Here is a 20062-nt window from a genome sequence, read left to right on the forward strand (position 1 = left end):
CAGCACCCACGTTTCGCATAGTGCGTCACATCGCTGACCAACGCGCGCGCCGTGGTGTACGTTAGCCTGTTCACCACAATGCAGGAGGACCCCGTGTCACGAATCCGCCGCTTCAGCGTCGCCGCTATGCTCACCTCGCTCCTGATTGCGCTCGGTGCCCCCGCGTTCGCCACCTCCCCCGTTACCACGACCGGCATCGTGACCGACCCGACGGGGTGGCTGACTGACTCCGACCGCACCACCATCGAGACCGCTGCGCGCACCGCCCGTTCCAAGGGCGTCTCCGTCGATGTTGTCATCGTTGACAACTTCTCGAACATGGACGCGGCTCAGTGGTGTGAACAGACCCTGAAGAACTCGGTTGCCTCCAACGGCACCATCATCTACTACATCGGCTACGAGACACGAAAGGACGGGTCGTGCGTCAAAGGCGGATCGATTTCATCGAGCGTGCGCGCCGAGGCCCGCGCCGTCGCCGAGGCGAAACTCTCCAGCAACCCCCTGACGCCCTCCGACGCCGCAGCAGGAGCCGTCGCCTTCATTGACCACGTCGCTTCCAACAAGAATTCGACGACAAGCTCGACGGGCTCACACTCCTCGAGTTCTTCTAGCTCTTTCAGCTTATTCGGCACCGGACGTTCCTTGCTCCCCTCGATCCTGGTTGGATTCTTGCTGATCTCATACTTTGTTCGACGCAACTCGCGCCGCTCCGTTCCCACCGCCGCACAGACTCCCACCCAGCCCAGCAAGGTACCCGTCGCGAACGCGGCAGAAATGGCCACGTTGGCCAACCGTCAGCTCCTGGCCGCCGACGAACAGGTGCGCAGCGCCTCCGACGAACTCGACTTCGCGCGCCTCCAATTCGGCATCGCGGCAACGGACGAGTTCTCCCGCACCCTCGAGGCCGCCAAGGCCGCCGTCTCGCGCGGCTTCGACAACCAACAGCGGATGGAGGACGCCCACAGCGACGCGGAGAAGGCGTCCCTGGCCTCGGCCATCATGCGTGACCTCGGGACGTACATGAACCCCCTTAGCGCCATGCAGGACTCCTTCGAGCACAAGCGCTCCGAGCAGGCCAGCCTCCCGCGCCGTATCAGCGAGGCCTCCGAGCGCCTCGCCGAGCAGCGCGGCGACCTGGAGCGGGCGTCCACCGAGCTGGTCTCGATCAGCGGCATCTACCCCGCCCAGATGCTCGCTTCCCTGCAGGACAACCCCGAGCAGGCCCTGGCGCTCCTGGCAACCGCTGAAACCGCTATCGCGACTGCGAAGCGGGAGGTGGACAGCGACCGCACCCTGGCGGAGAGTTCACTGGATACGGCTCATCGCGCGCTCATGATGGCCAAGCACCAGACCGACGCGATCTTCTCCGCCAAGTCCGACCTGGACGCGATCCGCGAACGTCTGAGCACCGCTATCGGCTCCATCTCGGCCGACATAACGGACGTGACGAGCCTGGGCGCCGAGCCCGCCGTCTTCGACCCGCTGGTTGCCGACGCGCGCACCGCCATCGCCGAGGCCCAGGCCGCCCTCATGAACACGGGCGACCCGCTGGCTGCCCTCGAACACCTGCGCGCCTCCGAGGCCATGCTCGATTCCGCCCTCGCCCCCCTGCGCACCCAGCGCGAAAACAACCAGAAGGCACGCGCGAGCGCACAGTCCCAGATCTCCCTGGCAGAAACCGCCATCGAGCGCGCCCAGCGATACGTGCAGGGCCGACGCGGCGCCATGGACCTGAGCGTGCGCTCCACGCTCCACTCCGCCGAGCAGTCCCTCAAGGCCGCGCGCGAGAGCCTGGACGCAGACCCCGCCAAGGCCTCGACCCTGGCATCCGACGCCCGCGCCAGCGCCGATCGCGTCCTGGCCACGCCCCTGAGCGAGGCCGGTGCCCCCTGGGACAGTGGCCAATCCTCGCGCTCCACCTCGACGATGTCCTCGGTTGGCTCCTCACTCGGCGAGGCGCTCCTGTGGTCGATCCTCATGTCCAACTCCGGCTCGTCCTCCCACCACAGGAACAGGTGGGACAACGACCACGACTCGTGGAGTTCGGGTTCGAGCTGGGGCGGCTCATCGGGCGGCGGGGGCGGGATCTCCTCCGACCAGGGCAACTTCTAGTTGGCCGAGCGAGTGGCGACCATGGCCTCGTCGACTCAGCGCGGGTCGCGTACACTTGCCATGGAGCCGGGCAGCGTGACACAAAATACAGCGCACTGTCGACAAATCCGAGCGTGACAGTGTATTTTAATCTGTTCACCATCAACCAGGAGGGCACCGTGACACGGATCCGACGCCTCAGCATCGCCGCTGCTGCGACAGTGGCGATGCTCCCGTGCGCCGCTCCCGCGTTCGCCGTCGAGCCCCTGAGCGCCGACGGGACCGCCACCGTCGCCACGGCCGTCGCATCCCAGGCCTTCGGCAACGCGGCCTCAGCAGCGCCCGCGGCAACCGCGACCGGATCCGCATCCACAAACCCGACCACCTCCCCCAGCACATCGTCCTCATCCTCGTCCAGCAGCTCGTCCTCCTCCGGTAGCGGATTCAAGTGGGCGATGTTCGGCCTGGCGGCCGGCGTCTTCGGCTTGATCTCCTCGATCATCAAGCGCAAGCAGGACCGGGAGGACGAGGACCGAGCCACCCGAGCCTCCCAGGAGAGGTGGCAGGCCGCCACGCAGGCGGCGCAGTACACCGTCGAAGAGGCCAACCGCCGGTTGCTTGAGGCCGACGAGGAGGTGCAACGCGCCGACAACGAGTGCACCTACGCGAGGGCCCAGTTCGGTATTTCGGCCACCGAGCAGTTCGAGCGCCTCGTGACAGACGCGAAGGAGGCCGTCACCCGCGGTTTCGCCACGCTCGGCCGCATCCACGCGACCAACAACCCGGAGGCCAAGACGGCGCTCGCTACCGAGATCGTCACCGCCCTGGAGACGACCCTCGTGCCCCTGCGCGACGCCCAGCGCACCTTCGGTGCCAAGCGATCCCAGCAGGCCGCGCTCCCCGAGCGCATCGCGCAGGCCCGCGAACGCCTCGTCGAAGAAGCGGCAGACGTGGAGCGCTCACGCGAGGAGCTGTCGAGCATCGCGAGCATCTACCCCGAAAAGACGCTCGCGTCCCTCCAACCCAACCCCGACAAGGCGGCCGCTCTCCTCGAGTCCGCCCGCACCGCCCTGGACGCCGCCGAGCTGGCCGCCGACACGGACGCCGCGCGAGCAGCCTCCTCCCTGGACACGGCAGAGCGCGCGCTCCTCATGGCTCGCCAGCTCACGGACGCCATCCTCACCGCCAAGTCCGACCTGGACGCGATCCGCGAGCGCCTGGGAGCCGCCATCGCGGCCGTCACCTCCGACCTGGCCGACGCCGAACGCCTCCAGACCGACCCCGACCTCTTCGCGCCGCTCATCGCCGACGCGCACGAGGCGATTACCGCGGCGCAGTCTGCCCTCATCACGCTCGACAGCCCGCTCGGTGCCCTCGAGCGCCTGCGCCGCGTCCAAGCCAGGCTGGACGCCACCCTCGACCCCCTGCGCCACACGGACAGGGCCACTCCCCATCCTCCCTCCCACACGGGAAGGGGATGAGCACGCCCCTGGCGCGCCAGTAAGGGCCACACCATTCACCCACCGACCTGCGGGGCCATGGCCTCGCGCTCAACCCGCGCACGAGCGCACACCACACAAAGGAGAACATCATGGCTGAGAAGCAGACGATCCTGGGCCGCATCACCCAGCTGGCCAAGGCAAACATCAACGCGCTCCTCGACAAGGCCGAGGACCCGCAGAAGATGATCGACCAGCTCATCCGCGACTACACCAACTCGATCATCGAGGCCGAGAACGCGATCGCTCAGACCCTGGGCAACCTGCGCATGGCTGAGAAGGACTACGAGGAGGATGTCAAGGCCGCGGCCGACTGGGGCCAGAAGGCTGCCGCCGCCTCCGCGAAGGCCGACTCCCTGCGCGCCGGCGGTGACGAGGCCGGGGCCACCAAGTGGGACGACCTGGCCAAGGTCGCCATCGGCAAGCAGATCCAGTTCGAGAACGAGATCAAGACCGAAGAGCCCGCCCTCGCGGCCCAGCGCGAGGTCGCCGAGCGCCTCAAGAAGGGCCTGGCCCAGATGAAGGACAAGCTGGCCGAGCTCAAGTCCCGCCGCGATCAGCTGGTCGCCCGCGAGAAGACCGCCAAGGCTCAGGCCCAGGTCACCGACGCTCTCAACTCCATCAACATCCTGGATCCCACGAGCGAGCTGGGCCGCTTCGAGGACCGCGTGCGCCGCCAGGAGGCCATGGCTCAGGGCAAGGCCGAGCTGGCCGCCTCCAGCCTGGACGCCCAGTTCGCGGAGCTCGAGACCGACTCCTCGCAGCTGGAGATCGAGGCTCGCCTCGCCGCGCTGAAGAACAAGCAGTGAGCGGCGCGGCCTTGGCCGCGTGACAGACACACAGGCCGGGCGGCCCCGCGAGGGGCCGCCCGGCCTTGCTGTGCCGTTGTGGTATCTGTGAGGGTGCCGCGCACCCGGCACCGGGTCCTGCTTACAGGAAGGCCATCGGGTCGAAGTCGTCGATGTCGATGATGTGGAGCCTGGGCAGGCGCACCTGGAAGGCGCGCACGTCGTACTCGAGGTCGATGATCTCCAGGCCTCGTTCCTCCAGGTCGTGGAGCTGGGAGGAGAGGAACTCCTTGAAGCACATGACCGCGACGCGCCGACCCTGGTCCAGCAAAGTCTCGATCTGGGGCAGGAAGTCGGCGTCATGGCTGGCCAGGATGACGTCACCCGAGTCCAGGGAGGCGATCGCATCCATCGTGCGCTGGAGGCCAACGTCCACGACCTTCATCTCGGAGGGGCCCGACAGGGGGATCACCTGGTAGTCCATGGCGGTCAGCGCCTGGACGAATCCCATCGGCAGGAAGCCGGAGGAGCCGTTCAGGAAGAACAGGCCCTTGGCGCGCTGGTGCCAGCGCCCGTGCGCGCACTCAAGCACGCGATCCCAGCGGGGGCGCTCCTCGGGGTTGGGGCGTCGATCCAGGACCGACAGTCCCAGCGTCGCGTCAATATTTTCGCCGTCAACGACGAGATAAGTCGTTTGTTTATTAGAGCTTTCCATGGGGTCAATTGTAGATGACGCGGCGAGCGCCACTGTCGGCCTTGGGTCCTAGGACAGTGCCGGGGGCGGGCTCGAGCGCCGGACGGCTCACACCCCGTCGATGAAGTACGGGGCTTCGATCGCTTCGTGGGCGAAGCGCTGCGCCTCCTCACCGGCTCCGAGTGCCGGCGGACCGTCCAGGACAAGGGTCGCGAGGCCGTGAATGTAGGCCCACAGGGTAACCTCCGCGCGTGGGTCGTCGGTCCCGTATGCGAGCGCGGCCAGCGAGCGTAGTTGGGAGCGCGCAGCCAGGCTGGCCGCGTGAAGGCCCGGGTGTGCGCCCGCGTCGTACATGTCCGATCGGAACATGATTCGGAAGACCCCGGGGTTCGCCAGCGCGCAGGTGAGGTAGGCGTGTCCCGCGGCGCGCGTTGTGTCCTGCGGCGTACGCCCCTCGCTCGTCTCCCTCGCCTCACGCAGCGCCCGTTCGAGGGCGCGGTATCCCTCCTCGACGAGGGCGACGAGGATGGCCTCGCGCCCTCGGAAGTAGTGGTACGGGGCCTGGTGGGTGCAGCCCGCGCGTCGTGCGACCTCGCGCATGGACAGGGATGATGGCCCGCCCTCGTTGAGCAGATCGCGACTGATTGTGAGGATCGTCTCGCGCAGACCCTCGGGAGTCGTTGAGCGCGTCATGATCACAGTGTAGCCGAAACACCCCCGCGACTTGACAGCGTCTAGTTGGGCATGGTCCCATAAGTAGACACTGTCAAGTTTTGGGAGTTCTCATGTATGACGCCATCATCATCGGCTCCGGCATCGGCTCACTCACCACGGCCGGACTGCTCGCACGCACAGCCGGAGCGCGCGTCCTCGTCCTCGAACAACACACCACCCCCGGCGGCCTCACCCACTCGTTCCGTCGGATGGGCGCTTCCTGGGATGTCGGGCTGCACTACGTGGGAGACATGGAACCCGGATCACGCCCACGCCAGCTCTTCGACTACCTCACCGACGGCGCCCTCGCGTGGAACCGCATGCCAGCAGGCTACGACCGCTTCTACCTGCCCGGCCACGGCCTCGACGTCACAATTCCCGCCGGCGCCGACGAGTATCAACGCCTCCTCACCTCCCTGTTCCCCCACGAAAAGACAGCCATTCGCCGCTACTGCAGGGACGTGAAGCGCGCCTATTCCTGGATGTCACTGCACTACGCCCGCGAGATGGTGCCCCCGCGCGCCGCCCCCGCCGTCCGCCTCGCCCAACGCGCGCTCGCAGGCCACGCGCTCGAGCGGACGCAGCACTACATGGAACGCAGATTCCGCGACCCCGCGCTTCGCGCCCTCCTGACCACTCATTGGGGCGACTACGGCGTCGAACCCGCGCGCAGCGCCTTCGTCGCCCACGCCATGATCGTCGGACACTACATGAACGGCGCATGGTTTCCCCGCGGCGGAAGCTCACAGATCGCGCGCATGATCGAGAAGGGAATCACGAGCGCCGGCGGACGCATCCGCCTCGGGCAACACGTCGAAGAGATCCTCGTCGAGGACGGGGCCGCCGTCGGCGTGCGCGTCACCGACCACTCCGGTGCCGTGCCTCTCACCTACGAGGAGCGAGCGCCGATCATCATCTCCGGCATCGGCGCCCGCGAAACCTACCAGCGCCTGCTCCCCACAACCGGGCCAACCGGAGGGCTCACAGCGCGCGTGCGCGAACAGGTCACCGGCCTCGGCCACGGCGGCTCCGCCGTCACCGTCTACCTCACCCTCGACCACTACCCGGAGGGCGTGACCGGGGCGAACGTCTGGATCAACACGGACACGGGCCGCGCCGACCCGGCCCGTATGACCGCCGACCTCCTCGACGGGCACCCGCGCTCGGCGTTCATCTCCTTCCCGGGCATCAAGTCCGGGGAAGCGCACGCGACAGCGGAGATCATCTCGTTCGTCACGCCCGAGGCCTTCGAACGCTGGGAGGGAACGCAGCCGAAGCACCGAGGCCGGGACTACGAGGCCCTCACGTCATCCATGGCACGCGCACTCATCGACCTCGCCGAGAGCGCCGTGCCCGGCCTGACAGACGCCGTCCGATACGTCGAGGTGGGCACGCCGCTCACCGTCGAACACTACACGTCCCACGCCCGCGGCTGTTTCTACGGGCTACCCCTCACGCCCGAACGATTCCACGCAGACCTCGGCACGCCCTCGACCCCCATCACCAACCTCATCCTCACGGGACAAGACGCGGGAATGCCCGGAATCGTCGGGGCCGCCATGGCAGGACTCTCCGCCGCCTGCAAGGCCCTGGGACCCGCGGGATACCCGCGCATCAACCGGGCGCTGCGAACCGCACCCACCGGGGACCGTGCGCCGCACACCCCAACCCCGCAACCACGCGGCGACGCCGGGGCAGGCAGATACACGGCAACAGTGGAGCGCGCCAGCTGGATAACGCCCACCATCCGCGACATCACGCTCCAACTCCCCACGCGCGCGACATGGGAGCCGGGCCAGTACGCGCTCGTGCGGGTCGCCCCCTACCAGTGGCGCCCCTACTCCCTCGCAACACCCTCCGGGCGCTTCGTCAGGCTCCTCGTGGACACGCGCACGCGCGGACACGGCGCGGCGTGGGCCACCCACGCCACACCCGGGGACCAGGTCACCCTCGAACTCCCCTACGGACACTTCCTCCACGACGCGGCAACCGGCGACACCCACCCGGACGGCACTCCCCGCCGACGACGCATTTTCGTTGCCACTGGAACGGGTATCGCACCGTTCCTCGCGGAATTCGAGCAGGGTGTACGAGCAGATGACGTCCTCCTCCTCGGATTGGCCACCACGAGCGAGGACCCAACAACGCGTCTGGACACTCCCCTCCCGCGCGTCGTCCACTGCGTGAGCCGCGAGAATACACCCGGAACCTTCCACGGTCGCGTCACCCACTACCTGCGCGCCCACGGCATCGACACCCGCGCCGACTACTACGTGTGCGGCTCACCCCTCATGGTCGCCGACGTCACCCGCCTCATCCGCGACGCAGGCGGGCACGTCCACACCGAATCCTTCTAGCTCCTCACCACGCGCCGCACACGGCGAGGCCGGGACCGCTCGCGCAGCCCCGGCCTCGTCCCTCCGTCAGGAACGCGATCACTTCACGTCTTCGTCCACCCAGTCCAGGGTGCGGGTGACGGCCTTCTTCCACAGGCGGTAGGTGCGGTCGCGCTCGGCGGGCTCCATGGTGGGCGTCCAGCGCTTGCCTTCCTGCCAGTTGGCAACGACGTCGTCGGTGCTCTCCCAGTAGCCAACCGCCATGCCGGCAGCGTAAGCGGCACCCAGGGCGGTCGTCTCGATGACCTTCGGGCGAACGACGTCCACGCCGCACAGGTCGGCCTGGAACTGCATGACCAGGTCGTCGTGCGTCATGCCGCCGTCAACCTTGAGTTCCTTGAGCGGCACGCCGGAGTCGGCGTTCATCGCGTCGAGGACCTCGGCGCTCTGGAACGCGGTCGACTCCTCGACGGCGCGGGCGATGTGACCCTTGTTGACGTAGCGGGTCAGGCCCACGATCGCGCCGCGGGCGTCCGAACGCCAGTAGGGGGCGAACAGGCCGGAGAACGCGGGGACGAAGTAGACGCCACCGTTATCCTCGACCGTGCTGGCCAGCTCGCCAATGTCCGAGGACTTGACGATCATGCCCAGGTTGTCGCGCAGCCACTGGACCAGCGAACCGGCGACGGCAATCGAGCCCTCAAGGGCGTAGACGGCCGGCTGATCGCCGATCTTGTAGGCCACGGTGGTAAGCAGGCCGTTGTCGGAGAAGACGGGCTCGGTGCCGGTGTTCATGAGCATGAAGCAGCCGGTGCCGTAGGTGTTCTTCGCCATGCCCTTCTCGAAGCAGGCCTGGCCAAAGGTCGCGGCCTGCTGGTCGCCGAGGATGCCGGAGATCGGGGTGTCGATGAGCAGACCGTTCTTGCGTCCGTAGCCGTAGATCTCGGAGGAGGACTTGATCTCGGGGAGCATCGACATGGGGATGCCGAAGATCTCGCAGACGTCCTCACGCCACTGAAGGGTGCGGATATCCATGAGCATGGTGCGCGAGGCGTTGGTGACGTCCGTGCAGTGCACGCCACCGTTAATGCCGCCCGTCAGGTTCCACAGGACCCAGCAGTCGGTGTTGCCGAAGAGCAGGTCGCCGGCCTCGGCGCGCTCGCGAGCGCCCTCAACGTTGTCGAGGATCCACTTGATCTTGGAACCGGAAAAGTAGGGAGACAGGCCCAGGCCGCAGATCTGGCGGAAGCGGTCCGGGCCCTCGTCGCCCTCGAGTTCCTTGACGATGTCGGAGGTACGCATGTCCTGCCAGACGATCGCGTTGTAGACGGGCTCGCCGGTGTTCTTGTCCCACACGACGGTGGTCTCACGCTGGTTGGTGATACCGACGGCCGCGAGGTTGTGGCGGTTGATCTCCGCCTTCTGCAGGGCCTCGGCGACGACGGTGCGGGTGGTCTCCCAGATTTCGATGGGGTTGTGCTCCACCCAGCCCGGGTTCGGGAAGATCTGGGTGAATTCCTTCTGTCCGACGGAGACGATCTCGCCGGAGTGGTTGAAGATGATCGCGCGGGTCGAGGTGGTGCCCTGATCGATGGCGAGAACGAACTTTTCGGTGGGGGTCATGAGTGTCCTTTCGGAGGCGTTATCACGTCGTTGTGTGTGCCGCGCCGGGCCACCTGCGCGGCTTGAGGGGCATCAGCGCCCCTGCGAACTTGTTATTCCCCAGCGCTGGGGATGGTGCGGGCGAGGCCACCGTGGCCTCGCCCGCGCACTCACTCTCAGGCGAGAATGAGGTAGTAGAGAACGGTGCCGACGACGGCGCCGATGATCGGGCCGACGACGGGAACCCAGGAGTAACCCCAGTCGGAGCCGCCCTTGCCCTTGATCGGCAGGATCGCGTGGGCGATACGGGGGCCGAGGTCACGGGCCGGGTTGATGGCGTATCCGGTGGGGCCGCCCAGCGAGTTACCGATGACAACGATAATCAGCGCGACGCCGAGGGGGCCGACGTGGGTCTCGGTGTAGCCGGAGACGAAGATCCACAGGATCAGGACGGCGGTGCCGATGGCCTCAGTGAGGCAGTTCCAGCCGTAAGAGCGGATCTCGGGGCCGGTGGAGAAGACACCGAGCTTGAGGGCGGGGTCGCAATCCTCGTCGAAGTGCTTCTTGAAGGTCAGCCAGCACAGAACGGCGCCGGCGAAGGCACCGAGGAACTGAGCGACGATGTAGACCGCGACGTTGGTGCCGGTGACGGGAATGTCACCCGCCAGGGTGACCTTGGGGTCGAACATGTGGGCGACGACCTTGGCGATCGTCACCGCGGGGTTCAGGTGGCCGCCGGTGCGGAACGCGACGTAGACGCCGGCGAAGACCGCCAGGCCCCATCCCCAGTTAATGAGGAGCCAGCCGCCGCCCTTGCCCTTGGACTTGGGCAGCAGGTTCGTGGCGACAACGCCGCCACCGAGGAGCAGCAGGATCGTGGTGCCGAGGAACTCAGACCAGAAAATCTGGCCCGTGGTAGGGACAGCCGCCTCTGCGGCTGCTGGGAGCAGTGTTGAGAGCATGTTTCCTATCTTTCTCCGACGCGCCTTCACGTCGGGTCACGGTGGTATTCCGCCGATAACTGTGTGCCATCGAACAGTATCCACGCGGATATTGTTGACGGATCACACCAAGTATTGCACTTCATGCACGTTAGCCCAAACTGAATGCACGTTCGTTCAATACCCAATATGTGACCCTGACCATCTGTCGCACTAAATGTAGCTTCATCGCGACACGGATGAATACTCAAAATCACACATCTGCACGCTTGTGCATGGCACACTAGAAAACGTGACAATACGTGACGAACAGGCGCACGAGGCAGCCTCGATGTACTACCTGCAGGGGCAGACGATGGAGACAATCGCCCGCCACCTGCAGATATCGCGCTCTTCCGTATCCCGTCTGCTCGCACACGCGCGAGAGGTCGGGCTCGTTCGCATCTCCGTGTCCGCTTCCCCGGGCACGAAGGGCACGCTCGCTGGGCAGATCGCCGACCTGTTCGGCGTGCAAGTCTCCGTCGTCCCCGTCCACGACGTCCACACCGAGGTCAACCGCCTCCACAACGTCGCCCTCGTCGCCGCCGAACACCTCGTCGACATGCTCTTCCCCGGGGTCACCCTGGGCATCGCCTGGGGCAACACAACCGCGGAAGTCACTCAGGCCATGCCACACGTGTCCTTCGCTGGTTCGACGGTCGTCCAGCTCAACGGCGCCTCGACGGCCACGGAATCTGGCATGCCCTACGCCGAGGCCATCATCTCCCGCGCCGCCAAAGCCATCGGCGGGCGGATCGTCAACTTCCCGGTGCCCGCCTTCTTCGACTACGCCGACACCAAGAAAGCACTGTGGCGCGAGCGCTCCGTCCAATCTGTCCTCGACACGATCGACAACACGGACGTCGCCCTCTTCGGCGTCGGATCTATGTCCGCGCGCCTGCCCTCCCACGTCTACTCGGGAGGCTTCCTCGAGCCCATCGAAATCGCCTCCGCCCAAAACGATGGGGTCGTCGGCGACGTGTGTACCGTCCTCATCCGTGAAGACGGCTCCACCAACATGCCCCTCAACGAGCGAGCCTCCGGCCCCACACCCGACACCCTCAAGAAGATCCCCCGACGCCTGTGCGTTGTGTCCGGCGCCTCCAAGGCCCTTCCCCTCCTGGGTGCCCTGCGCGCCGGAGTGGCCACCGACCTCGTTCTCGACGACGGCGCAGCCCACGAGCTCCTCGACCTCGTCCACACGCGCGCCCTGCACTCCCGGACGCGCCTCTAACGCCCGCGCGCACCTGACAGCGAGAAGGGCCCCAGCCTCGTCCATGGAAGGAACGAGGCCGGGGCCCTTTCGTCGACTCAGATCAGCCCAGGCGCTTGACCAGCGGGAACGGAATCGTCTCGCGGATGCCCTGGCCGGTCAGGACCATGAGCAGGCGGTCGATGCCCATGCCCATGCCGCCGCACGGCGGGAAGCCCTGTTCCATGGCAATGAGGAAGTCCTCGTCCATGACCATGGCCTCGGGGTCGCCGTTGGCGGCCGCGAGGGCCTGCGCCTCGAAGCGCTCGCGCTGGACGACCGGGTCAGCCAGCTCGGAGTAGGCGGTGCCCGTCTCGAAGCCGCGCACGTACAGGTCCCACTTTTCGGTGAGGCCGGGGCGCGAGCGGTGGTAGCGGGTCAGCGGGGAGGTGTCCTCCGGGAAGTCGTAGACGAAGGTCGGCGCCCACAGCTTGGAGGCGACGAGCTCCTCGAAGATGTCTTCCACAATCTTGCCGGACACGGCGTAGTCATCGACCTCCAGGCCGATGCGCTCCGCGTACTTGACGAGGGTCTCGCGCGGCGTCTCCACCGTGATCTCCTCGCCCAGGGCCTCGGAGGTGGAGCCGTACAGGTCGATGCGGTCCCACTGCCCCGACAGGTCGTACTCGGTGCCGTCGGCCAGGCGCACGATTTCCTCACCCTCGGACAGATCGAAGGCGTCGCGCGCGGCCTGCTGGATGAGGTCGCGGGTCAGGTCGGCCATGCCGTTGTAGTCCGAGTAGGCCTCGTAGGCCTCCAGGGACGTGAACTCGGGGCTGTGCGAGGAATCCATGCCCTCGTTGCGGAAGTTGCGGTTCATCTCGAAGACGCGATCCACGCCGCCGACGACCGCGCGCTTGAGGTAAATCTCCGTGGCGATACGCAGGTAGAGATCGGTATCGAGCGCGTTCATGTGCGTGATGAAGGGGCGGGCAGCCGCGCCGCCGTGAATCATCTGCAGCATCGGCGTCTCGAGCTCGATGTAGTCGCGGCGGAAGAAGTTCTCGCGGATCGAGCGGTTGACGGCCGCGCGGATGCGGACCATGTCGCGCGCGGCGGGGCGCGTAATGAGGTCGAGCTCGCGGCGGCGGATGCGCTGATCCTCGGACAGGGTGACCTCTTCGCCGTCCTCGGTGGTCCACGTCTTGGGGAGGGGGCGCAGCGCCTTGGAGGCGATGGCCCACGACGCGTCGGGGGCGGGCAGGGCGCTCGAGGCGGCCTCGTAGGCGGCCTGAGCCTCGGGGGTGACCTCGGCGGGGGCCGCGAAGATCGAGAGCTCGCCGCGGCGCGAGGAGATCACGCGGCCGTGAACGAAGAGGTGGTCGCCCAGGTCGACGTCGTTCTTGTAGGCGGCCAGGGACTCAGCGCCGACGGAGGCGGCGGAGAGCATGACCTGGATCTTGTTGCCTTCGCCGTCCATGAGGGTCGCGAAGCACAGCTTGCCGCCGTTGCGCGCGAGAATGACGCGGCCAGCCAGGCCCACGTAGTCCGCGGTCTCTTCGCCGGCCTCAAGGTGGGCGTACTTCTCGCGCACCTTCTTAATGGTGGTCGTGATCGGCAGGAGTACGGGGTAGGCGGGGATGCCAGCCTCCATGAGGCGGGCACGCTTGGCCGCACGAACCTTGACCTGCTCGGGGGTGTCGTCGGCGGGGGCTTGCGTGGGGGTGGAAGAAGAATCGGTCATGCGCCCTATCGTAGCGGGTTATGAGGACGCGACGAGGCAGTGGCCCGGTTGGGCAGATCACGAAGTGTCCGGCCCGTTTCCTTCTCGCGCTGCCAGTGGGACTCCCCGACGTTCGTTCATTAGGCGGTGAGAGCGGCCAGCGAGAACGTGGTAACCCCACCCCCGAGCGTCATCGTTGGACCATCAGCCGTCACGACAGCAGCGAAGGAAGGCGCCCCCATGCGCTCATCGTCAACCACCTCAAGGAATCGCATCAGACTCTTGGCTCCAGCAGGTATCGCGGGCTGTCCGAGCTTTACCTCAATCACTCCCCATCGACCGTCAGGGAGCTCGACAACCACATCGACCTCGCGTCCCGCCTTATCTCGGTAGTGCATAACATGCCCCCCAAGCTCCTGCATGTAGGTGCGCAGGTGCTGGACAACCATCGATTCGAACCAGAGTCCCGCCGTGTTCAAGTCCGCGAGCAGCTGACGCGAGGATGCTCCCAAGGCCGCAGCAGCCAGCGCCGGATCAACAAAGTGAACCTTAGAGGCGGAGCGAATAGCAGTCTTCGAGCGTATCTGCGGAGACCACGCGTCTTGTTCCTCGACAAGGAAGATACGTTCCAACGAACCGATGTACCCGCTCACGGTACGCGGCTGAATATCACCCACGCCTCGCATATCCGCCGCGATCGTTGTCAGCTTCAGCTCGGACGACAGGTTGCGCGCCAGCGAGCGCAGCAAGGCTGTCACTGTTCGCGGGTTACGGCGAGGTTCATCATCCAGGCGCGCAATGTCACTGACAGCAACATCCTCAAGGTACGCGCGCAGATTACGCTGGGCGTCCTTCTCTACCACATCAAGGTCTGCGGGCCACCCTCCATGCACGAGGGCAGAGAGCATTGTGGGAACATCCATCGGCGAGGTGAGAGCAGGGGTGGGCAGATCACCGTTAAAGAGGCCCCCGAGCGAGACCGTTCCAACTCCTAGCCCACGCTCTTCGAGAGTCATAGGGCGCATCCGCAGACGCACGAATCTGTGTGCACCGGAGTGTCGCATCGCATCTGGAGCGGGAACCGACGACCCGGTGAAGATGAACTGCCCCTTCATGCCACGCCGATCAATCTCATGCCTGGCCGTATTCCACAGCTCGGGCGCCAGCTGCCACTCATCAACGAGGCGCGGCGTCTCGCCCTCGAGCAGCAAGCGCGGATCCACCTGGAGAGCAGCTGCAACACTAGGCGAACCATCATCGAGGATCACAACCGATGCGGCGTGGTGGCGCCCCGTCTGTGTCTTGCCGGACGCACGGACACCATCGATCAGCACACCACCCGAGGCTCGCAATGCAGATTCGACGCTGCGATCAAGAATACGCGACCGGTACATTTTCCCTCTCTTTCAAGGAAAAAGTAGCATATAAAGCTGTTGTAGCGCATGTTTTGGCCATATTTCATCGCATGTTTTGGACGAACATTAGCGCATGTTTTGGCTGCATTGTAGCGCGCGTTTCGGACGTAAAGGTACGCATGTTGCACCTACCTCGGCTCCGGCGTCACCTCTTCACGGCAGCTGGGCCCCACTGGTGGCAGTGGTAACCCCTCTCTGCGCAGCTGGGCCCTATAGGTGGAGCATGGGCGACCCCGCCCACACTGCCACCTATCGGGTTAACGTGCGCATGAAGGGGCCCAGGCACCCACCTATCAGGCGTTCCCGCCTATCGGGTTGCCGCGCTCTCATGAGCGCGACTCACGGCGTCGCGGGTCCCCACGATCCGTACTGCATCGACATTCAGGAGCAGAAAGCGCCCCAGATACGCGAAGCACCCACTGTCACCAGTGGGCGCTTCGCCGTGCTGTCACGCGTTGGTTAGACACCGGAGCTCTTCAGGCCCAGCTCGCGGGCGCGCGGACTGTCCTCGGGGACGGTGCCCGCGTGATCGCCGGCGCAGACGATCCGGTTGGCCTCGTCGACGAAGACGACGGCGGGCGTGACCTGGCGCACGAGGGATTCGGGCACCTGGGCGTAGGCCATGATAATGACGAGGTCACCGACACTCACCTTGTGGGCGGCCGCGCCGTTGAGCTGGATCGTGCCGCTGCCTCGCTCGCCCGCGATCGTGTAGGTCGAGAGTCGCTCGCCGTTGTTGACGTCGACGATGTCGACCTTCTGCCCGGGCACGATGTTCGCGGCGTCCAGCAGGTCCTCGTCCACGGTGATCGAGCCGACGTAGTGCAGGTCGGCGCCGGTGACGACGGCTCGATGGATCTTACCGATCGCCATCTCGCGGGTCATTTCCATCATGCGAGGTCTCCCGCGCGCTCAGCAAGGCGAGCGTCAGGACCGGAGGCGTCGCGCAGCGGCACCTCCATGTTGTCGATGAGGCGCGTCGTGCCCACCTTGGCGGCGATGAGGATGCGTCCCTCGCGCGAGCCGTCGGACAGGATCGTGGGCGCGGCCGCGCCTTCTCCGACGGGCACGGACTCGGTGCCGGCCAGGATCTCGAAGGTGCCCGCGTCCACGAGCGCGATGTAGTCCAGGTCGATGCCGCCCTCGGCGTCAATCACCGAGCGGCACTGCGCCACGATGTCCGCGGGAGCGGCCCCGGCCTCGGCGGCCTCGGCGCCGCGACGAAGCGCGCGCGAGAGGGCACGGGCGCGGATGCGCTCGTCGTCGCTCAGGTACTGGTTGCGGCTGGACAGCGCGACCCCGTCTTCCGCGCGCACAATCGGCACAGGGTGGACGCGCACGGGGACGTCCAGCTGGGTGAAGACGGTGCGCAGGACGGCCAGCTGCTGGGCGTCCTTCTGTCCGTACAGGGCCACGTCGGGGCGCACGAGGTTGACGACCTTGGTGCACACGAGTGCGACGCCCGCGAAGTGCGTGGGGCGCGTCTTGCCCTCGAGAACGCGCGCGATGGGGCCCGGGTCGATGGTCACGGTCGCGGGCGCGGGGTACACGTCCTGGGGCGCGGGCGCCCACACGAGGTCCGCCCCCACCGTCTCGAGCGCGTCCATGTCCGCGTCCAGGGTGCGCGGGTAGGCATCGAAGTCCTCGCCGGGCGCGAACTGCGTCGGGTTGACGAAGATCGTGACGATCACGTGATCGGCCAGTTCGCGGGCTTCGCGCACGAGCTGCAGGTGCCCGTTGTGCAGGGCGCCCATGGTCATGACGAGGGCCTTCGTGCCAGGCAGACGCGTCAGGGCGTCGGCCAACTCTGCGCGCGTGTGGGTGAGGATGGGACGATGGGTCATGTTTCTATTCTTGCAAATCGTGACCCTTCGGCGCGAAATAGAGTCGCTATCCTCACGCCCGCGTTATGGACGAGGCCTGGGCGCAGTCGCGCTGTGTCGCGCAGGAAGGGCTGGGTCAGGATGCCCGGCACGTTCAGGCGCCGGGGTCGAGGAGGGCGGCTTCGACGGCGGTCGCGGCGCGTTCGTCGAGGAGGCGAGCCTCGCGCAGCAGCCGGGTCAGGGCCCGAGTCATGTCGGCGTAGGTGTCGCGCTCTCCCGCGAGCGCGTCGCGGGCACTCAGGCAGCGGGCGTGCGCGGCGATTGTTCCGGCGTCGCCTCGGGCGGCGGGTCCGGAAATGCCGGCGGTTCCTTCGGTGAGGGCCCGGTCGAGGGCGGCCTCCAGGAGGGGGCGGGCGTACAGGGCGGGGTCGGAGATGCCCGCTTCGGTCAGGATCCGCATGGTCTGCACGGTGATTCCGGCGATGAAGTTGGCGCCGTGGGCCAGGCCCGCATGGTAGAGGGCACGGTCCTCCTCGGCGACGACGACGGGCTCGCCGCCCATTTCGACGACGAGGGCCTGCGCGATCGGCAGGAAGGGGGCGGCTGCCGTGACCGCGAAGGGCGTGCCGACTAGGCGCGCGACGTCCACGCTGGTGCCTGTGAAGGTCATGGCCGGGTGGATGGCCAGGGGAATTGCCCCGGCGCCCGCGGCCGCGCTGAGCAGGCCGACGCCCGAGGCCCCCGACAGGTGGATGACGATGTGGCCACTCTGCCAGGCGCCGAGGTCGGCCAGCCCGGAGGCGAGAGGGCCGATCTGGTCGTCGGGGACAGCCAGGATAACGACCTCGGAGCGTCGGACCACCTCCTCTGGGGAAGCGAGGGGCACCCCGGGCAGCATCGCGTCGGACCGCTCGCGCGAGGCGTCCGAGGAGGCGCAGACGGCGACAATCTGATGTCCGACGGCGCGCAGGGCTGAGCCGATGACGGGGCCGACGTGGCCCATGCCGATGATGCCGATGCCGAGGCGTCCGGGGGTATTCATGGTGTCATTGTCGCCGATCCGCGCCTCACTCGCCGCTCGCCGTCGGCCGAGAGGTCGCCTCGACAATCTCGGTGACGCGCGAGAGCCATCGCTCGGGGGCCTCGGCCTCGCGCCGAATCTTCGAACCCTCGGACAGTTGCGTGCACAGGCGCAGTGAGCGGCCATCCCCGACATGCTCGGCCGTGGAGGCGACCCTGCCGGGCACCAGCTCGGCGCGCACGGTGGCGACGCGGCGCCAGCGCTGGATGGGGCCCTGGTGCAGCGACACGGACTGGATGTGCGTGAGCGGGATGATCGAGAATCGCAGGTTGAAAAAACCGTCGCGAATCGCGAACACAGCGTCGGTCACGCTGAAGGCTCGGCGGCTGTAGACGATGGGGTCCAGGATGCGCGCGCTGGGCGGAATCGGGGTCATCCAGCGGTCCTCGCGCGTGCCCGCACGCAGCGACGTCAGGAAGCCGTCGGGATCGTCAACCCCCAGGTCTGGAATCGCGATCGCGATGGCGCGCAGGAGATCGGCGCGGTTACCAACGGGCAAAAGCACGTCGGAGGCAACGTCCACTTGCATGCGATCCTTGTTGTTCGACTCATCGTTGGTCGTCTTGGCGTTGCCCGCCTGCGTGATCTCGACGCGATACCAGCCGAAGATGCGCCAGATAAGAGGCTGGGTGACCTCCAGTGCATGGATGCGCCCCGGAGGGATCGTCACGTGACGGCGAGCCGTCAGGCCTCGCTTGATATGCACGCCGTCGGCCGCGATCGAGGCCGTGAAGCCGAACTCACGGTCGAAGCGCGCCCACACGCTACACAGGAGACTGAAGGCGCCAACGAGGATACCCACGAAGCTCATGACCGACTTGACGCCGACGTAACCCACCAGGAACCCGTTGAGGAACAGCAGGAAGACACCAGAGATAAGCGCCACCGCGTTGTTGAAGGTCGCCAGCATGGAGGCCAGCAGCTTGACGAACCCGACCTTGAACACGCGACGCTCGGGGGCTTCCAACGGCGAGGCACCGCTTCGGCGGCCCACGGTCGAAGCCACGGCATCGGCAGAAGGATCCACGACCTCGTCAATCGCGCCCGAGGCCAGGGCGAGCAGGAGGGCACGCAGCTCCTCCAGGCGGCGGGCACGCAGCAGGCCCAACTTGATGCTCGAATCCGCCCCGCCCGCGACCTCAATATCGAGAAATCCGAGGCCGACGATGCGGCCCAGCAGCGAATACGACACGTTGACGGCCTGGATGCGCGACAGCCGCGCGTGACGCTGCGCGCGACCGAGGATGCCGCAGCGATACCACACGGCCGTGGAAGTCACCGCGTAGCGCGTCGTCTTCCACGACAAGTACCAATACAGGCACGACACAGCAGCGACGATCGCGGCAATCGCCGCGATGCCCAGAAAAATAGCGCCAACATTGAACTCCGAGGCCACCTCGTCGCCCGACATCCAGGAGACGATCGCCGAGGCGTTGGCCACGGTCGCCACCCCCACGGCACTGACGACCGTGCCCACCACGCGCCGCGCATAGGTCAGCGGATGAAGATGGTGCCAATCCTCGGGGGCAATCCCGTGCGCGGACAGGTCCTTGCTCATAGGCCCATCAGCTCCGCCGAACCACGCTGGGCCAGCACGTCACGCAGACGGGCCGCCTCGGCGACCGGCACGCCCTCAAGCTTCGCGTCGGTGTGCGCGCTCGCGGTCGAAAGCTTGATGGTCGCGATGCCCATGAAGCGCAGCACGGGCCCCTGGTAGATGTCGACATACTGGATACGGCCGTAGGGAACCATCGTCAGCCTGCGGAAGATGATGCCTCGGCGGATCACGAAATCAGTGTCGGCCAGGGCGTAGCGCAGGGCGCGCACCTGGGCGAGAACCAGCAACAGGCGCAACAGGGCGATGAACGCTGGGATGAGCATGAGCCACCACAGCGCGTTGATATCGACGATGAGGACGAGCACTGAAATCGCACCGCACAGGGCGCCGCACAGGGCAAACGTGTTGCCGAGGCGCAAGGCCGCGAGCTTGGTGGAGACATGCTGAAATTCGACACCCTCGGGGGAGAGGATGTCCACTTTGCTTCGAGATGACATGCTTCAATTCTTGCATAACCTATCCGCGCTTTTTCTTGTTGGCAGGAATGAGCCTCCGCCAAGCCTGTG

16 protein-coding genes are annotated in these 20062 nt (G+C 66.6%); 5 read left to right on the forward strand and 11 right to left on the reverse strand.

The genetic code is table 11. The features are described 5' to 3' along the window. Window positions 1-93 precede the first annotated feature (93 nt). The 3 genes from O3669_RS07145 to O3669_RS07155 all read left to right on the forward strand — a co-directional run bounded on the left by O3669_RS07145 (window position 94) and on the right by O3669_RS07155 (window position 4399). Window positions 94-2112 carry a TPM domain-containing protein gene (locus O3669_RS07145; protein WP_371524197.1) on the forward strand — a complete coding sequence of 673 codons (2019 nt, stop codon included), beginning with the start codon at window positions 94-96 and terminating at the stop codon, window positions 2110-2112. Window positions 2113-2225: 113 nt separating this feature from the next. Beyond that, complete coding sequence (locus O3669_RS07150; RefSeq protein WP_371524198.1) at window positions 2226-3572, forward strand: hypothetical protein; 1347 nt, start codon at window positions 2226-2228, stop codon at window positions 3570-3572. Between the two features lie 110 nt (window positions 3573-3682). Beyond that, on the forward strand, window positions 3683-4399 hold the full coding sequence (locus tag O3669_RS07155) for a PspA/IM30 family protein (protein ID WP_295918392.1): 717 nt from the start codon (window positions 3683-3685) through the stop codon (window positions 4397-4399). A gap of 121 nt (window positions 4400-4520) precedes the next feature. On the opposite strand, the gene O3669_RS07160 is transcribed toward O3669_RS07155, so the two are convergent. Next, window positions 4521-5093, reverse strand: coding sequence for a nuclease (locus O3669_RS07160; protein WP_371524199.1), 573 nt, complete (start codon window positions 5091-5093; stop codon window positions 4521-4523). Between the two features lie 87 nt (window positions 5094-5180). Continuing rightward, a complete protein-coding gene (locus tag O3669_RS07165) occupies window positions 5181-5765 on the reverse strand; it encodes a TetR/AcrR family transcriptional regulator (RefSeq protein WP_371524200.1) in 585 nt (194 codons plus the stop codon). 92 nt (window positions 5766-5857) lie between these two features. Between O3669_RS07165 and O3669_RS07170 the strand changes: the two genes are divergently transcribed. Beyond that, window positions 5858-8143, forward strand: coding sequence for an FAD-dependent oxidoreductase (locus tag O3669_RS07170; protein WP_371524201.1), 2286 nt, complete (start codon window positions 5858-5860; stop codon window positions 8141-8143). Between the two features lie 78 nt (window positions 8144-8221). On the opposite strand, the gene glpK is transcribed toward O3669_RS07170, so the two are convergent. Both glpK and O3669_RS07180 read right to left on the reverse strand, forming a co-directional pair. Next, window positions 8222-9745: a glycerol kinase GlpK gene (gene glpK / locus O3669_RS07175; protein WP_315283081.1), complete on the reverse strand. Its 1524-nt coding sequence runs from the start codon at window positions 9743-9745 to the stop codon at window positions 8222-8224. Between the two features lie 155 nt (window positions 9746-9900). Further along, window positions 9901-10686: an MIP/aquaporin family protein gene (locus O3669_RS07180; RefSeq protein WP_295918384.1), complete on the reverse strand. Its 786-nt coding sequence runs from the start codon at window positions 10684-10686 to the stop codon at window positions 9901-9903. A 310-nt stretch (window positions 10687-10996) separates the two neighbouring features. On the opposite strand from O3669_RS07180, the gene O3669_RS07185 reads away from it, so the two are divergent. Continuing rightward, window positions 10997-11938 (forward strand): sugar-binding transcriptional regulator, encoded by a 942-nt coding sequence (locus O3669_RS07185; RefSeq protein ID WP_295967683.1) that lies wholly within the window; start codon window positions 10997-10999, stop codon window positions 11936-11938. Window positions 11939-12020: 82 nt separating this feature from the next. Here the strand turns inward: O3669_RS07185 and O3669_RS07190 are convergent, their stop codons facing one another. From O3669_RS07190 to O3669_RS07220, 7 genes are all read right to left on the reverse strand, one after another. Then, on the reverse strand, window positions 12021-13640 hold the full coding sequence (locus O3669_RS07190) for a lysine--tRNA ligase (RefSeq protein ID WP_371524202.1): 1620 nt from the start codon (window positions 13638-13640) through the stop codon (window positions 12021-12023). A 119-nt stretch (window positions 13641-13759) separates the two neighbouring features. Then, window positions 13760-15013, reverse strand: a complete 1254-nt coding sequence (locus O3669_RS07195; protein WP_371524203.1) for an ATP-binding protein — start codon at window positions 15011-15013, stop codon at window positions 13760-13762. Between the two features lie 480 nt (window positions 15014-15493). Next, on the reverse strand, window positions 15494-15928 hold the full coding sequence (gene panD, locus O3669_RS07200) for an aspartate 1-decarboxylase (protein WP_295968272.1): 435 nt from the start codon (window positions 15926-15928) through the stop codon (window positions 15494-15496). Continuing rightward, entirely contained in the window at window positions 15925-16878 is a 954-nt protein-coding gene (gene panC, locus O3669_RS07205) for a pantoate--beta-alanine ligase (protein WP_371524204.1), read from the reverse strand. Before panC ends, panD begins: the two co-directional genes overlap by 4 nt. A gap of 133 nt (window positions 16879-17011) precedes the next feature. After that, window positions 17012-17899: a Rossmann-like and DUF2520 domain-containing protein gene (locus O3669_RS07210; protein ID WP_371524205.1), complete on the reverse strand. Its 888-nt coding sequence runs from the start codon at window positions 17897-17899 to the stop codon at window positions 17012-17014. 25 nt (window positions 17900-17924) lie between these two features. After that, on the reverse strand, window positions 17925-19496 hold the full coding sequence (locus O3669_RS07215) for a PH domain-containing protein (protein ID WP_371524206.1): 1572 nt from the start codon (window positions 19494-19496) through the stop codon (window positions 17925-17927). Continuing rightward, on the reverse strand, window positions 19493-19993 hold the full coding sequence (locus O3669_RS07220) for a PH domain-containing protein (RefSeq protein ID WP_314770229.1): 501 nt from the start codon (window positions 19991-19993) through the stop codon (window positions 19493-19495). The genes O3669_RS07215 and O3669_RS07220 overlap by 4 nt, the downstream gene beginning before the upstream one ends. Window positions 19994-20062 lie beyond the last annotated feature (69 nt).

Origin of the sequence: Pauljensenia sp. 20925_1_34 (assembly GCF_041432775.1) — a bacterium.
Taxonomy (GTDB): Bacteria; Actinomycetota; Actinomycetes; order Actinomycetales; family Actinomycetaceae; genus Pauljensenia.